Source organism: Bacillus mycoides, assembly GCF_001757995.1.
In the GTDB taxonomy this organism is placed as follows: domain Bacteria; phylum Bacillota; class Bacilli; order Bacillales; family Bacillaceae_G; genus Bacillus_A; species Bacillus_A mycoides_B.
Genome location: NZ_LXLV01000009.1, coordinates 120,853 through 136,926 on the forward strand (window position 1 = coordinate 120,853; position 16,074 = coordinate 136,926).

The following is a 16,074-nucleotide window of genomic DNA, read 5'->3' on the forward strand; positions in this document are numbered from 1 at the left end:
CTGATTAAAGGTTCACTTATTTTATGGAGAGCGAGAGGATTCAGTATGAGTATTTTCTTAAAGCGTTCATATTTGGAGAGATATGAACAGTTTTTGCAACAAAGTTATAAACCGCTTATGATACCGAAAGATTTTCAAGTAAACGAATATAAGCAAATGAAAATTAAGGATCTACAAGCGATTGAACACAGTAAATTAGATATAATAGTAGCTACTTTTGTTTGGTTACATCATGTGAGTAATGAAAAATGTATTGTGATTCCTTATTACATGGGACAGAGTAGTTATCCGTTATGTATTACAATTTCAAATGAACTTTCTTATGAAGAGTTAAGGATAGAAATTAATGACCAAATTGTACAGTTAGAAAGCATGGAAGAAGTACAAAGGATATTATTACAATATGATGAGAAAAAATGGGGTAAACCTGCAATTACAGTAGGAAAAGAAAATATAAGCAGTCAGTTAAATTTTATAGCATTAAACAGCAATTGTTATGAGATTTATTATAACGAAATGCAATTGGAAGAAAAAACAGCCATGCGCTATATAAATCAAATTGAGCACGTATTACAACAAGGAATTGCAGACGGAAAACTATTTGTTGTAGATATGGATATTATTACAGACGAAGAATTAGCAGTATATGAAGAAATAAATTGTACAGAAGTGGCATATCCAAATAAGAGCATTGCACATATGTTTTATGAAACAGTAACAAAGTTTTCAAATCGTATAGCTTTGTCTTCAGTAGAAGGAACATTAACATATGAACAACTAAATAAAAAGAGTAATCAAATCGCTCATATGTTATTACATAATGGAGTGAAGCAAGGTGATTATGTTGGTATCTTCATGAAACGAAGTATTGATACGGTAGTAAGTTTATTAGCGGTTTTAAAAGCAGGCGCTGCGTATATTCCAATCGATCCAGATTATCCTGCCAATCGGGTGCAGTATATTATTGAGGATAGCCAATCGAAATTAGTGCTAACAAAAGAAACAAAAATTCCGTATGAAGGCATTCGAGAGTTGTCTCTTTACGATATTGAAAAATTTTCAGATGCAGATGTGAAATTGTCAATTCATCTTGATGATATTGCATATATGATCTACACATCAGGTTCTACAGGAAACCCGAAAGGAACAATGCTGGCACATCGCGGGGTAGTTAATTTATGTACATGGATGCAAAGACATTATGAATTAACTGAAGAAGATATTTTTGCGCAGTTCCCGTCATTTAGTTTCGACGCATCTATTTGGGAGTTGTTTGCGTCATTATTCTGCGGTGGAAATGTATATGTTTTATTGGATGAGCAAAGACTTTCAGTTGATGCGTTTACAAGTGCGATCTATGAAGCGAAGGCAACGTCTATTTTAGGTTTAGCTACAATTTTCTTGCAACAAGTAGCGACATACCTTCCGAACGAAAGTAAATATAAGCTAGATTCATTAAAGAGGATTGCAGTTGGTGGAGAAATGCTTACTGCTGAGGTAGTGAATTTATGGCGTGAGAGAATTAGTAACCATATTCAACTAAACAATGCATATGGTCCAACAGAATGTACGATTACAACAACGACGTATCCAATTCCAGCTGAGTTAAATGACAAACTTGCTAGTATTCCAATTGGGAAGCCAGCAGATAATTATAAAGTTTGGATTTTAAATGAAAATATGAAAGTTTGTCCGATTGGTATTCCAGGAGAATTATATATAGAATCAGTAGGGTTAGCGAAAGGTTACTTTAATAAACCAGAAAAAACAGAAGAAGTGTTTATTTCACACCCTTTAAATTACAATAGTGAAATATATAAAACCAGTGATATTGTTAAAATATTGGAAGATGGAAATATTGAATTTCTACATCGTAAAGACAATCAAGTGAAAATCAGAGGGCACCGAATTGAATTAGGTGAAATTCAAAACACAATTGCAAAGCATGAAATGATAAAAGAGGCTGTTGTATTTACGAAGAGAAGTGAAGAAGGTAGCCATTATTTAGTTGCTTTCTATACAACTGTGAATGAAGTCGCTATGGTAGATTTAATGCATGATTTGAGAGAGCAGTTACCAGATTATATGGTCCCATCTAAATTAATTTATATTAATGAATTACCACTTACACCAAATAAAAAGGTTGATGTTAAGAGGTTAGCGCAACTGGAAGAAGAGTATGAGCCAGTTCGTCTACAAGAATATATTGCACCGTCTAATGAAGTTGAAGAAAGAATAGCGAAAGCTTGGATTGATGTATTAGGAATCTCAAAGATTGGTGTGCATGATGATTTCTTTACAATTGGTGGACATTCATTAAAAGTATTGAGAGTTTTAACAGTATTAAAAGAAGATTTTCCACATTTAACAATTCAAGATTTCTTTAAAGAGAGAACGATATACGGATTAGCTAGAATTGAGAGGGAAATAAAAATAGAGGCAGAAGAAGTGTTCGGCGAGTATAAAGTTATTCATGAGCCAAAGAATATTACTTATACAAATGTTAAGAAAGAAACATACATTTCAAATGTATTCTTAACGGGAGCTACCGGTTATTTGGGATCACATATATTGTATGAATTGCTGAGAGAGACACCTGCTACTGTTTATTGTTTAGTCAGACCGACAGAAGATGTAAAACAAAGAATTATCGATACATTAGCAAGCTACTTTAATGATATATGTGAAGAGTGGTTACAGCGTATACAGGCTGTTTCTGGTGATCTTGGGGAAGAATATCTTGGTATGGGTGAAGAAGAATTTAGATTAATTCGTTCCAAGGTTGATAAGGTAATTCATTGTGGTGCAGATGTAAGACACTTCGGAGATGTAGCCCAGTTTGAAAATGTAAATGTGCAAGGGACAAGTCGTATGCTAGCGCTAACTGAAGAAGGCGCGACATTCCACTTTATTTCAACAATTGGTATTCCGATAGAATTAGCGATGGAGCAATGGGATATATATGCCGAAACAAGTGATTTTAACTATGATGTAGAGTTAGAAAATGTGTATTCTAATAGTAAACTACAGGCTGAAAATCTTGTTCGTGAAGCGATGAAATGTGGTTTGCACGGGAATATATATCGTGCGGGTAATTTAGCATGTCATTCAGAAACGGGTTCGTTCCAACGAAATATTGAAGGAAATGCATTTTATCGTCTTATTAAAACAATGCTGCTAATCGGAAAGGCACCAAACGTGAAGTGGAAAATTGACTTTACACCAATTGATTTTGCTAGTAAGTCGATTGTATCGTATTTACAAGATCCTCAAATTGTAGGAGAGACGTTACATATTTGTCATCCACATCAATTTGAATTTGAACATTTTGTACAACTAATTGAGGAATGTGGATATAATCTTGAAATGGTTCCGCTTTCGCAATATGTAGATGATGGACTCGAATTAGCGAAGGGAAATGAAGTAATAGCAGAGCTAATTGCTTCTCAAGTTGCAGGAGATGGAGCGCAGCAATCTGAAATTGTTATGGGTACGCGTAGAACAAATGAATGGATTAAGAAAAAAGAACTGGTAGTGCCAGCGATTAATAAAGAATTTATTCAGCAGTTATTAGCTCATGGTGCAGAAGTTGGATATTTTCCAAAAATAATGAAATGATATGTACGCTTTTGTTTGTTCAATAAAATAAATCATGCTACAATGAAAACGAATTAAGAACCGGGGAGCCAATTGGCTGAGAGGATGTAAGTATACATCGACCCTCAACCTGATCTGGATAATGCCAGCGTAGGGAGTTACTTTAAAGTGATGTAGCATAAGTTATTATAGAATAACTTGTATACAGGGCTTTCCTACATGGTAGGAAAGCCTTTTCTTTTTTTGAAAACATATTTTGTAAGGGGGATTTTATTATGTCACAACAAGTTACAATTTCATTTTCAGTAGTACCACAAGCGAAGAACAAAGATGTGTATTCCGTTGTTGATAAAGCAATTGAAGTTGTACAACAGTCGGGAGTTCGTTATGAAGTAGGGGCAATGGAAACAACGTTGGAAGGAGAATTAGATGTACTTCTTGACGTTATTAAACGCGCGCAACAAGCTTGCGTCGATGCTGGAGCAGAAGAAGTAATCACTTCTATTAAAATTCACTATCGTCCAAGTACAGGCGTAACGATTGACGAAAAAGTTTGGAAGTACCGTGATGAATATGCAAAACCAGAAGCGATCTAAAATAATCACAACAATTTGGCTTATCCTTCTCATTGCTATATGGGAAGGATCTGTTTCATTATTTAAAATTGAGCCGTGGATTTTACCGAAGCCGTCTGCAATTGTGCAAGAGTTAATTGGAATGAAAGATTTACTATTACCGAATACAGTGCAAACGTTAAAGGAAGTAATAATTGGGTTGTTTTTTGCAATTTTACTTGGGACTAGTATTGCTATCATTATGGATGTCATCCCTTTATTTCGGATTTTAATGAATCCGTTGCTCGTTATTTCGCAAACAATTCCAATCGTTGTGCTCGCACCATTATTTATTATTTGGTTTGGATACGGGATGTTGCCAAAAGTAATGGTTGTTATTCTTGTTTGTTTCTTCCCAATTGCGCTTAGCATTTTAGAGGGTTTCCAAACGGTAGATAAAAATATGCTGAAGTTGTTACAAACGATGAAGGCGACAAAGTGGCAAATTTATCAGAAAGTAAAATTTCCAGCAGTGCTCCCGTACTTTTTCTCAGGTTTAAAAATTGCTGTTACATATAGTGTGATGGGAGCGATTATTGGGGAATGGCTTGGTGCCAGTGAAGGATTAGGAGTTATGCTTACAAGAGCAACAAAATCCTTTTTAACGGCTCGAGTATTTGGTGTTGCAGCAATTATCGTCATGGTGACACTATTGCTGTACTTTATTGTTGAATTTATGGCAAGAATAACAGCACCATGGATATACAGAAAGGGCGGCAGAAAATGAAAAAAGGTTTAAAAATTATGTTAGCTGCATTATTAGCAGTTGGTGTTGCCGGATGTAATACGGCGAAGAAAGAAGAGAATACAAGCAAAGAAAAGAAAGTGAAAGTCGTTTTAGATTGGTTCCCTAATACAAACCATACTGGTTTATACGTAGCGAAGACGAAAGATTATTATAAAAAACAAGGATTAGATGTAGAAATTATTCAACCAGGTGATAATGTTACAGCGGAACAAATGATAGCTTCAGGAAAAGCTGATTTTGCAATAAGTGCACAAGAAAATGTAACGTTAGCTCGTGTTGAAGGTATTCCTGTTGTATCTGTAGGAGCGATTATCCAGCATAACACTTCAGCTTTTGCATCACTTAAAAAAGATAATATGACGTCACCAAAAGATTTTGAAGGTAAACGTTACGGCGGCTGGGGGGGACCAGCAGAAGAAGCGACGTTAAAGACGATTATGGAGAAACATCAAGCTGATTTTAATAAAGTTGAAAAAATTATTCTTGGACAAACAGATTTCTTTAAATCAATCGGTCGTGATGCAGACTTTGAATGGATTTATTATGGATGGGATGGAATTGAAGCGAAGCGTCAAGGAAAAGAGTTAAATACAATTATGGTGAAAGACTTAGATCCAGCGCTTGATTTCTATAGTCCTGTTATTATTACAAGTGAAAAACATACGAAGCAAGATAAAGATTTTGTGAAAAAGTTTATGACGGCAACGACAGAAGGTTATGATTTTGCAATTAAAGAACCGAAAGAAGCTGCGGATATTTTAATTAAAGCTGTTCCAGATGTGAATAAAGAATTAGTACAAGAAAGCCAAAAGTGGTTAAGTACAAAGTATCAAGATGATGCAAAAGCGTGGGGAGTACAGAAGGAAGAGATTTGGACAAATTACATGAATTTCTTATATGACAACAAAGTTATTAAAAAGAAAATCGATGTAAAAGATGCCTTTACAAATGAATTCCTTCCAAGTGAAAAATGAGTGGATTACAAATAAAAGATATTGTAAAAGCTTTCGATGGAAAGAATGTATTAGCAAATATTAGTGCTTCTATACAAGAGGGAGAGTTTGTCTCTTTTGTAGGTCCGAGTGGTTGTGGAAAAAGTACATTATTAAATATGATTGCAAGTGTTGAAGAGCCAACGAGTGGAGAAGTGTTTTATAACGAGGAGTATGTAAAAAAACAAGATGTTGTTAGTTATATGCCTCAACAAGATTTATTACTACCGTGGCGATCGGCTTTGCAAAATATCGTTCTTCCATTGGAAATCGAAGGGAAGCCTAAAAAACAAAGGCTGACAGAAGGAATGGAAGCATTAAAGCAATTTGAGCTAGATGAATATGCAGGTCATTATCCAGATGAGTTATCAGGTGGAATGCGTCAAAGAATTAGTTTCCTTCGCACATATTTATGTGAAAAGCCAATTATGCTGCTGGATGAGCCTTTTGGAAAATTAGATGCATTTACAAAAATGGAAGTACACAGTTGGCTTTTAAATTCTTGGCATCAAGAAAAGCAAACAATTGTTATGGTTACACATGACTTAGATGAGGCAATTTTACTTTCTGATCGCGTATTTATTTTATCTCAAAGACCAGCATCAATAGTTGGCGAGGTACAAGTGGAATTACCTAGGCCGCGAACGATGGATATGTTAACATCTCTTGAGTTAAAGAAGGATAAGGAAGAAATTTTAAGAGTATTAGCTCCTTATATGAAAAAATAGAAAGGGTCTTTTAACAGTTTTTGGTATAATTGCTGTTAAGAGGCTTTTTTATATAGGAGGAGAAAGATGAAATCTATAGGAGAAATAGTGGATTCATTGACAGCTGATAATCTTGAAGAAGGAACAAAAGAAAAAATAGAGAATAGAATATAACAGAGTAGTTTATACTCTTAATATAACAAATGTTAAAGGAGTGAAAGGATAAAATGACTTTATCAACTGTTCTTCAAATGGTTTTAGCTTGATACGGGAGAAGTCTGCCCATTTTAACAAATAAGCTAAATTGAAGACAGCAGGTAAAGAACCTTAATCCTTTTTTACGATAATATGTAATGGGTAAGGTGTATTCACCTTACCCATTTTTATATGTATAACTAAATAAGGCTTTATACTGTTGTTCTCTCTATTTAGCTTATGGATCATAAGAAAAGGAGAGAGAAAAGATGAGTATATTAACAGTAGAAAATGTAAGTCATTCATATGGTGAGAAAACCATTTTATATAATACGTGCTTTCGATTATTAAAGGGCGAACATGTTGGGCTAGTAGGGAAAAATGGAATTGGAAAATCAACATTATTACGCTTGTTAACAGGAGAACTTATACATGATGATGGAAAAATTGAATGGTTTCCACATGTGAAGATTGGTTTTTTGCAACAGCATATAGATTTACAAGAAGGCATAACAATTGAAGAATACTTGCAAAGTGCGTTTGCTAACCTATATGAGTTGGAACGTGAAATGTTAAAACTTACAGAAGAGATGGCTGGAGCAGGAGAAGTAGGAAAATTGTTAGTAAGGTATGGCGAGTTACAAACTATATTGGAGAATTCTAATTTTTATCAAATTCATACAAAGATTGAGGAAGTAGCAACCGGCTTAGGCTTGTTTGAAGTAGGAATGGAAAAGGATGTTTCAAAGTTAAGTGGTGGTCAACGGACAAAGTTGTTACTTGGGAAACTCCTTTTAGAGAAAGCGGATGTTTTATTATTAGATGAGCCAACAAACTATTTAGATACAGTGCATATAGAATGGTTACAATCATATTTACAAATGTATGAAAAAGCTTATATTATCATTTCGCATGATGAGGTATTTTTGAACAATATTACGAATGTTATTTATCATCTAGAGGAGCGCGCAATTAATCGCTATGTAGGTGATTACAATAGTTTTCTGCGTAATTATGAACTGCAAAAGAAACAATTACAAGCAGCATATACGAAACAGCAAAAGGAAATTGCACATTTAGAGAGTTTTATTCAAAAAAATAAAATTCGTAAAGCGAAACAAGCAAAAAGTCGTGAAAAAGTATTAGAGAAAATGCAGAAGGTTGAAAAGGTTAACACTGTACCTCGTGCTCGTTTTGATTTTAATGTTTATACTGAGCCAGTGAGTCGTATATTACAGGTAGAGAAACTAAAAATTGGTTATGGTGAACCTTTATTTCCAGAATTGGATCTTCAAGTGAAAAAAGGGGAAAAGATTGCAATTATTGGTCATAATGGGATTGGAAAAACAACAATGTTAAAAACATTACTAGGACAAATAAAACCGTTAAGCGGCTCAGTTTCTGTTGGGGAACGAGTAAAACCCGCTTATTTTGCACAAGAGGAATTTTCCTCAGAAATAACTGCACTAGAGAGAGTATGGGCAGGAAGACCAGACATGACAAGAAAAGAAATCCGACAAGTATTAGCAAAGTGCGGATTGAAAGAAGAACATATATTAAAACCTATTCAGTTATTAAGTGGAGGAGAACAAACAAAAGTACGGTTATGCGAACTTATCGTAACTAAAAGCAATGTTTTAGTTTTAGACGAACCAACTAACCATTTGGATGCAGAGACTAAGACGGCTTTACAGGAAGCGTTAAAACAATATAAAGGTACGGTTTTAATTGTTTCACATGAGCCATCTTTCTATGAAGCATGGATAACGAAAATATGGAATATAGAAGAATGGAACGTTTAACAATAATCATAAAGAAAAGGCATTAGCTTTTATGAGCTAATGCCTTTTCTTTGTGATTAACATGATTTTCAAGAACTCTTACGAGAGAATTGTAAGAAAAAGCACTCTTATGGTGCGCTTATAAGCGTACCATAAGAGTGCTTTTTCTTTGGTTATATTTATAATAATACTAGATGCCTTTCCCTAACAGGCTACTATCTTTCTTTATATATATAGATAGTTTGAAATGGAATAAAAATGATTCCTATATGTAAAGGATAATGTGATTAGTATGGGAAGACAATAGAACTTAAAGGAAATTCATGTGAAATTCAGATAAACTTCACATGAAATTCATATTAAAAACTAAATATAATTATAATAGGTTATTATAATATTTGTTTTTGATTTTTTGAAAAATTAGAAGTTTGGCAGGGGTTCTTGTGCTTTCGTCATCGATTGTAATGGATTTACGAGAAGGGATATCACCGTTTTTTTATACATTAGTAATTTCATAATAATTATTTGTTTTACTACAAATTTTAGCGTACAAAATTGGAAGTCAATCTTTTGAATGACGTAGCAGGATGATGAAATTTCATGTAAAATAATAGTAAAAATATGTAAAGGAGGGGATAGTGTGGATGTGTTTTTGAACATTGCTGAGGAAAAAATTCGTCAAGCAATACGGAATGGTGATCTTGATAACATTCCGGGAAAAGGAAAACCACTACAATTAGAAGATCTTTCAATGGTACCTCCAGAATTAAGAATGAGTTATAAAATCTTGAAAAATGCAGGAATGATTCCACCAGAAATGGAAATGCAAAAAGATATATTGAAAATAGAGGATTTAATCGCTTGTTGTTATGATGAGGCAGAGAGAAAAAAATTACAAGAAGAGTTAACGGTAAAAATGCTGCGCTTTCAGCAGGTAATGGAAAAGAGAAAGGTTAAAGATAGTTCAGCATTTCGTATGTATCAAGATAAAGTATTTCGTAAATTACGTTAAGAGGGATAAGATGAGTAAATTTGAAACGATAGAAGAATTAGCAACATATATTGAAGAACAACAATTAGTACTTCTATTTATTAAAACGGAGAATTGTGGCGTTTGTGATGTTATGTTACGGAAAGTAAATTACGTATTAGAGAATTATGATTACGTAGAGAAAGTAGAAATATTACTACAAGACATGCAAGAGATTGCAGGGCGATATGCGGTATTTACAGGGCCGACAATTTTATTATTTCATAATGGAAAAGAGATCCTTCGTGAATCGCGCTTTATTTCGCTTGAAAATATTGAGAGAGTACTTCAGTTATTAGAAAAATAAGGGAGGTTTTTATATGGGGTTTCTTATAGCGGCATTACTATTTTGTGTTTTAATTTGGATGATTGCAGCATCAGTTAAATCAAATAAACGAAGAGTAAATCTTACTAAAAAGAGTAATACACATAGTACGTCTAACAGTTCATCACCACTATTTTTCTTTGCTGGATCTGATAGTGATAGTTCACATGATGGCGGTTCGCATGATTGCGGAGGATCTTTTGGAGGAGATAGTGGAGGTAGCTGCGGTGGTGGCGGGGATTGATGATAATACGCCTTATATAGGCGTATTTCTTTTTAAACAAACGTTTGATTAGTTGGCTTACATATACATGATACCAGCTAAACAAACATTTGTTTAGCTGGTATCATGTATATGTAATAAGGGGAAGGGAACCGAAAGTAAAAAAAGGGAAAGTGGCATTATTCTTATTAGTTGCTGGGGGTGTATTTCTTGTTAAAACCGGGCTTGAATTTGGAGCAATACATTTCAGTCGAGTTTGGTTTGAAAATACATTTTCTTAAATAAGGGATATAGCCTCTTGCGATAGAGGTTTTTCATTTGTTATTATTAGACTGAATGGTCGGTTTAGTGAGGTGTGAATATGAGAAGAAGTGCAGAAGAGATAAAGAAAGAAATTGCATATAAAGCAGAAAGTTTGTTTTCACAAAAAGGTTATGCAGCTACATCTATGGAAGATATTTGTGAAATTACTGGGCGAAGTAAAGGAAGTATTTATTATCACTTTAAAAGTAAAGAAGAATTATTTTTATTTGTAGTGAAACAGCATACGTATGATTGGCTTGAGAAATGGAATGAAAAAGAGAAGTTGTATGTTACTAATATTGAAAAATTATATGGTCTCGCAGAATATTATGTAGAGGACATACAGCAACCTATTTCTAGTGCAGTAGAAGAATTTTCTATGAGCCAAGTTGTAAGTAAAGAGATTTTAGATGAAATGTTAGCTCTAACTAGAGAATCGTATGTTATTTTTGAGAAATTAATTGAAACAGGCATAAAGTCTGGAGAGTTCCGTGAAGATAATACTCGCGATCTCATGTATATTGTGAATGGGTTATTATCAGGGCTTGGAGTACTTTACTATGAGTTAGATTATCAAGAGCTAAAACGAATTTATAAAAAGGCAATAGATGTATTGTTAAAAGGGATGGCAGCTGAATAATAAGTCAGTGGCTTTTCTTACAAAATAAATTAGACTGAACGGTCGGTTTAAAAAAGGAGGAATGAAGATGAAGGCTCTATTTAAAAACCGAGCATTTATGCTCGTTATGGCATCTGATATTTTACAACAATTTGCAATTTGGATCAGAAATATGGCTCTTTTGTATTTTATTATGGAGCGAACGAATAATGATCCGGTTTCAGTTTCTTTATTATCGGTTATGGAATATGCACCAATTTTTATTTTTTCATTCATTGGTGGTGCGTTAGCAGATCGCTGGAATCCGAAGAGAACGATGGTTGCTGGAGATGTATTAAGCGTACTATCTATTATAGGAATTGTCTTGTTGCTAAAGCTTGATTATTGGCAGGCTATATTTTTTGCAACACTCGTTTCCGCAATTGTAGGTCAGTTTTCTCAGCCGTCATCTTCACGTATATTTAAGCGCTATGTAAAAGAAGAACAGGTAGCAAGTGCTATTGCATTTAACCAAACATTACAGTCGTTATTTATGATTTTTGGACCAGTTGTAGGTTCAATTGTGTATACACAACTTGGCTTATTTACCTCACTATATAGCTTGATCATTTTATTTTTGTTATCGGCTATTGTCCTTTCGTTTTTACCAAAATGGGTTGAACAAGAGCAGGCAGTGAGAGGGGTATTAAAAAATGATATAAAAGAAGGATGGAAATACGTTCTTCACACGCGAAATTTACGTATGATTACAATTACTTTTACTATTATTGGTTTAGCAGTCGGATTAACGAACCCATTAGAAGTATTCCTTGTAATTGAACGTTTAGGCATGGAAAAAGAAGCTGTTCAATATTTAGCAGCAGCGGATGGAATAGGTATGTTAATCGGTGGTATTGTTGCTGCTGTTTTCGCTTCAAAAGTAAATCCGAAAAAGATGTTTGTATTTGGTATGAGTATATTAGCAATCTCATTTTTAGTTGAAGGGTTGTCTACATCATTTTGGGTTACTAGTTTGATGCGATTTGGAACAGGTATTTGTTTAGCCTGTGTCAATATCGTTGTCGGTACGCTTATGATTCAACTTGTACCAGAAAATATGATTGGAAGGGTAAATGGGACAATTTTACCACTGTTTATGGGTGCAATGCTAATTGGAACTTCACTAGCTGGAGGATTGAAGGAAATGACGTCACTAGTTATTGTGTTTTGTATAGCGATGTCACTTATTTTATTAGCAATAGGTCCGGTTTTACGTATGAAAATAAAGAAAGAAGATGTTGTTAATCGAGAGGAAATGACGAATTCATTGGTTTCGAAATAGCTATTGTAAGGGGGCAGAACTGCTCCCTTTTTCTATGGCAATCTTTTGACAATGAAATGTACCAACTATATACTGATGTTGTAAAAATAATTTTACAGGTTAGGAGAAAGATGTGAAAAATCAAATCTATGAATTACGCACTGAAAATAATATTTCACAAGGTGCATTAGCTGATAAGTGTAACGTATCAAGACAGACGATAAATGCAATTGAAAATAATAAGTATGATCCAAGTTTAGCACTAGCATTCCGGTTAGCAGAAGTATTAGGAACAACTGTCGATAAATTATTTTTGTACAAGCTGTAGAGTCTTTAATTGTAAGACGTTATCGCTAAAAATAAGAAAAAGATCCTCTTCTCGTTTGAAGAGGATCTTTTTCCTATATTGTTTTAGTTTTCGGATTAGGTGGTGTAACGGACGTATCATTTTCGGGTACTCTAGTTAATAAGAATCCACCGATAATAAATAAGACAATAATACTAAGGACACCAGCGTTTGTTTTTCCTGTTAATTGTGTTGTGACACCCACTAATACTGGACCCATAATTGCCGCGAATTTACCAAAGATATTATAAAATCCGAAGAATTCATTTGCAGATTCTTTCGGTACTAGTTTTGCGAAATATGAACGGCTAAGTGCTTGAATACCGCCTTGAGAAGTGGCAACTAACATTGCTAAAATCCAGAAATCAAACGTCGTTTTTAAGAAATAAGCATATGTGCAAATAATGATATAAATAATAATACCGACATATAGCATTTTTTTACCGGTAAATGTTTCCGATAGTTTTCCATATAATAAAGCGAATGGACAAGCGACAATTTGTGTTACAAATAAGATGATTAATAGATTGGTTGCACTAATACCGAGATCTGTTCCATAAGCGGTAGACATAGTAATAATTGTATCTACCCCGTCAATGTAGAAAAAGTAAGCTATTAGGAACATAAATACAGTTTTATATTCTTTAATATTTTTAAAAGTATTAGCAAGGCGCTTGAAGCTCATTGCAATTGGTCTTGGATGACGTTCAATATAGTGTGTTTGCTCTACATTTTTTAGCATTGGTATCGTAAATAGTCCCCACCAAAGAGCTGTTATTGCAAAGGAAATTTGACTAGCAATTCCGACCGATAAGGGGATAGTTCCTTTTTGAGCAAGAATAATAAGAGCAATACAACCGATAAAAGGAATTGTGCTCCCAATATAACCTAATGCAAAGCCTCTTGTAGAAATTCGGTCCATTCTATCTCCAGAGGTAACATCTACTAAAAATGCATCATAAAAAATATTTGCTCCAGCAAAGCCAACTAATGCGAGCATATAGCATCCTAGTAATAAGTACCACTGTGATGTTGGAACAACTGCTAGCATACTTGTAAATACGATACCGAGTCCAAAGAAGAATGTGAAAAATCGTTTTTTAAATCCTTTATAATCAGCAACTGTGCCGAGAATAGGAGCGAGTATAGAAATTAAAAGTGTAGCGAACGAGTTTGCATATCCCCAATAGGCTGTTGAAGTTGCACCAGATAGTCCAGCTTCTTTTGCTGCTGCTTTAAAGTAAATTGGAAATAATGCAGTTGTAATGACGAGCGAATATACCGAGTTAGCCCAATCATATAATATCCAGCTTTTTTCTTGTCTGGACATTTTTTTCATATAATGTTCCCCCTTAAATTTGTTCTACTAACAGTGTACAAAAATAAAAATTATAAAAAGAGAAACAGTGATGATTTTTACATAACTTTTACATATATACACAGTTCTTTACAATTGAAGTAAATCCTCTACAATTGCTCCGTCTGTTTCAACTAAGTGCAAACCGAGTAATCTAGCAATAGTCGGGCCTTCATCAATAAGTCTCATATACGGGATTGTAACGCCACTTTTTATGCCTTTCCCAGCAGCCATAAAAATTGTTTCATAGTTAGGTTTTGTTGGAGAATATCCGTGTGTTCCAAATGTATATTTCTTACTAGAAGTAACATCTTTTTTAGTAATTTCTTTTATGAAATTACCAGTATAATTTTCAGTGAAATAATACCCTTCTTGTGCTTCCAACATAAATAAACAATTACCATCTGCACCGCATTCTTTCGCCGCTTCATCATGAAGTATAAATTCAATGCCATTTTGTTTCTTTTGAAGCAGTTCTTCAAGGAGTAGTTGTACTTCCCGAATGGTATCCGTATCGTTTTTGTCTTTCGCATATACATAGGCAGAACCGTCGCAACTTTGACAATAGGCTTTCCAGTCTACTAATTTTCCTTTTTTATTTAGAGAGATAAGCCCTTTTTGATGGAATAGCACATTTAATTGAATTGATTTATTTTCACTTAAAGCGCTATGATCGCCAAGTGCAATAATCGTACTTTCTTCGTATATCCCGCTTTCTTTTAATGCATGAATAATTTTTCCTAGACGTTCGTCGTGTCTATGGATTGCAGCTACTGTTTCCTCGGACTCGAAGCCATGGTAATGTCTTTGAGTATCTAAATCAGTAAAATGTACAAACATAACATTAGGCTTTTTCGTATGGATTGTATGTACGGCAGAAGCAAGGACGAAATCATCAAGCTCAGGCTGTGATAATCCATTTCGTATATGGCCGAAACGACGATTTAAATCTAATTGATATAGCGGGCTACCGCTAAATAATGAAACTAAACTTTGATTTTGCCACGGTCTATTTGGAAAAATTTCTGGTAAATTGTAATCGATATTTGCTCTTCCAGTAACAGGCCATAGAAGGGCTGCTGTCGTTAAATTTGCTTTGCGTGCTTCATCATATAAAGTTGTTCCTTTAATGGACTTTCGATACCAATGCCAATCTGGTGACTCACGTCCTGGTTGAAGTAATGTATTGCTGACAACGCCATGTTTATTAGGATAATTACCGGTTACGATTGTTGAGTGGCTTGGATATGTTACTGAAGGATAAATTGGCTCCACTTTTTTCGCAATCGAGCCCTTTTTTATTAAAGTTTGGAAATTAGGTAGTTTTTGTAATATAGGAAAATCTAAAGCTGATAAGCAGTCGAAAGATAAAATAATGACGTGATTTGTTAATGCTTTATCCATAAAATTTCCCTCCTGATTATATAAAACCTATTCTTATATATTACTATTAATACCTGGTGATAAAAATTTATTATTTATTTTCAGAAAAATTAAACATATAATTAAGTATAAGGGAATGAATGGAAGGAGGGAATACTATGGATTGGCTAGATGGATTTGGTATCTTTTACATCATTGGCGGAATCACGATTATCCTCGTATTCGCTATTTCGTACTTACTAAAGAAACGGTTTCCAGACAAACAGTTCGATATTATATTTGCACTTAGTTTAATACTTCTTTGTTTAGCATCCTTTCCTATTACAATGATGGTTATTGGTGGATGGGAAGGAATGGGATATGGATTTATTGGTTTCTTCGTTCTACTAGGTACACTTATCGGTATGATTGCACATCAACTTGTTAAAATCTCTCGAAAAAGCTACGTATAAAACTGCAAAAAATGAAAAGAATATATAATAATGAGAAAATTAGCTATTGTTTTAAAAAAGAATTTGTATTATGATAATCAACAAATTTATTTCGTTATAACG

Annotated in this window: 16 protein-coding genes, 1 riboswitch and 1 other annotated feature (1 of these 18 only partly in view); of the genes, 14 read left to right on the forward strand and 2 right to left on the reverse strand. The window is 34.1% G+C overall.

Features of this window, described 5'->3' with window-relative positions:
* Positions 1-45: 45 nt before the first annotated feature.
* From BWGOE10_RS02005 to BWGOE10_RS02065, 13 genes are all read left to right on the forward strand, one after another.
* On the forward strand, positions 46-3,618 hold the full coding sequence (locus tag BWGOE10_RS02005; protein WP_410254627.1) for a non-ribosomal peptide synthetase: 3,573 nt from the start codon (positions 46-48) through the stop codon (positions 3,616-3,618).
* Positions 3,619-3,669: 51 nt separating this feature from the next.
* Positions 3,670-3,771, forward strand: a riboswitch (TPP riboswitch).
* Positions 3,772-3,872: 101 nt separating this feature from the next.
* Positions 3,873-4,193, forward strand: coding sequence for an MTH1187 family thiamine-binding protein (locus BWGOE10_RS02010; protein ID WP_000082898.1), 321 nt, complete (start codon positions 3,873-3,875; stop codon positions 4,191-4,193).
* On the forward strand, positions 4,165-4,938 hold the full coding sequence (locus BWGOE10_RS02015; protein ID WP_070140720.1) for an ABC transporter permease: 774 nt from the start codon (positions 4,165-4,167) through the stop codon (positions 4,936-4,938). Before BWGOE10_RS02010 ends, BWGOE10_RS02015 begins: the two co-directional genes overlap by 29 nt.
* Positions 4,935-5,933, forward strand: a complete 999-nt coding sequence (locus tag BWGOE10_RS02020; protein ID WP_070140721.1) for an ABC transporter substrate-binding protein — start codon at positions 4,935-4,937, stop codon at positions 5,931-5,933. Before BWGOE10_RS02015 ends, BWGOE10_RS02020 begins: the two co-directional genes overlap by 4 nt.
* On the forward strand, positions 5,930-6,679 hold the full coding sequence (locus BWGOE10_RS02025; protein ID WP_070140722.1) for an ABC transporter ATP-binding protein: 750 nt from the start codon (positions 5,930-5,932) through the stop codon (positions 6,677-6,679). Before BWGOE10_RS02020 ends, BWGOE10_RS02025 begins: the two co-directional genes overlap by 4 nt.
* Before the next feature lie 443 nt (positions 6,680-7,122).
* Entirely contained in the window at positions 7,123-8,655 is a 1,533-nt protein-coding gene (locus tag BWGOE10_RS02030; RefSeq protein WP_070140723.1) for an ABC-F family ATP-binding cassette domain-containing protein, read from the forward strand.
* A gap of 619 nt (positions 8,656-9,274) precedes the next feature.
* On the forward strand, positions 9,275-9,646 hold the full coding sequence (locus tag BWGOE10_RS02035; protein ID WP_070140724.1) for a DnaJ family domain-containing protein: 372 nt from the start codon (positions 9,275-9,277) through the stop codon (positions 9,644-9,646).
* 10 nt (positions 9,647-9,656) lie between these two features.
* Positions 9,657-9,971, forward strand: coding sequence for a thioredoxin family protein (locus tag BWGOE10_RS02040; RefSeq protein WP_070140725.1), 315 nt, complete (start codon positions 9,657-9,659; stop codon positions 9,969-9,971).
* A 13-nt stretch (positions 9,972-9,984) separates the two neighbouring features.
* The gene (locus BWGOE10_RS02045; protein ID WP_070140726.1) at positions 9,985-10,233 is read left to right on the forward strand and encodes a hypothetical protein; all 249 of its coding nucleotides are present in this window, start codon (positions 9,985-9,987) and stop codon (positions 10,231-10,233) included.
* A gap of 116 nt (positions 10,234-10,349) precedes the next feature.
* Positions 10,350-10,493 carry a histidine kinase gene (locus BWGOE10_RS02050; protein ID WP_070140736.1) on the forward strand — a complete coding sequence of 48 codons (144 nt, stop codon included), beginning with the start codon at positions 10,350-10,352 and terminating at the stop codon, positions 10,491-10,493.
* Between the two features lie 80 nt (positions 10,494-10,573).
* The gene (locus BWGOE10_RS02055) at positions 10,574-11,155 is read left to right on the forward strand and encodes a TetR/AcrR family transcriptional regulator (RefSeq protein ID WP_070140727.1); all 582 of its coding nucleotides are present in this window, start codon (positions 10,574-10,576) and stop codon (positions 11,153-11,155) included.
* 67 nt (positions 11,156-11,222) lie between these two features.
* Entirely contained in the window at positions 11,223-12,455 is a 1,233-nt protein-coding gene (locus BWGOE10_RS02060) for an MFS transporter (protein ID WP_070140728.1), read from the forward strand.
* 112 nt (positions 12,456-12,567) lie between these two features.
* Positions 12,568-12,762: a helix-turn-helix transcriptional regulator gene (locus BWGOE10_RS02065; RefSeq protein ID WP_000795763.1), complete on the forward strand. Its 195-nt coding sequence runs from the start codon at positions 12,568-12,570 to the stop codon at positions 12,760-12,762.
* 73 nt (positions 12,763-12,835) lie between these two features.
* Here the strand turns inward: BWGOE10_RS02065 and BWGOE10_RS02070 are convergent, their stop codons facing one another.
* Positions 12,836-14,119, reverse strand: a complete 1,284-nt coding sequence (locus BWGOE10_RS02070; RefSeq protein ID WP_002140249.1) for an MFS transporter — start codon at positions 14,117-14,119, stop codon at positions 12,836-12,838.
* A 108-nt stretch (positions 14,120-14,227) separates the two neighbouring features.
* Complete coding sequence (locus BWGOE10_RS02075; protein WP_070140729.1) at positions 14,228-15,541, reverse strand: ectonucleotide pyrophosphatase/phosphodiesterase; 1,314 nt, start codon at positions 15,539-15,541, stop codon at positions 14,228-14,230.
* Between the two features lie 137 nt (positions 15,542-15,678).
* Here BWGOE10_RS02075 and BWGOE10_RS02080 point away from each other — a divergent pair, with 137 nt between their 5' ends.
* Positions 15,679-15,972 carry a YesK-like family protein gene (locus tag BWGOE10_RS02080; RefSeq protein WP_070140730.1) on the forward strand — a complete coding sequence of 98 codons (294 nt, stop codon included), beginning with the start codon at positions 15,679-15,681 and terminating at the stop codon, positions 15,970-15,972.
* Positions 15,973-16,065: 93 nt separating this feature from the next.
* Positions 16,066-16,074, forward strand: a binding site (T-box leader); it runs 200 nt beyond the window's last position.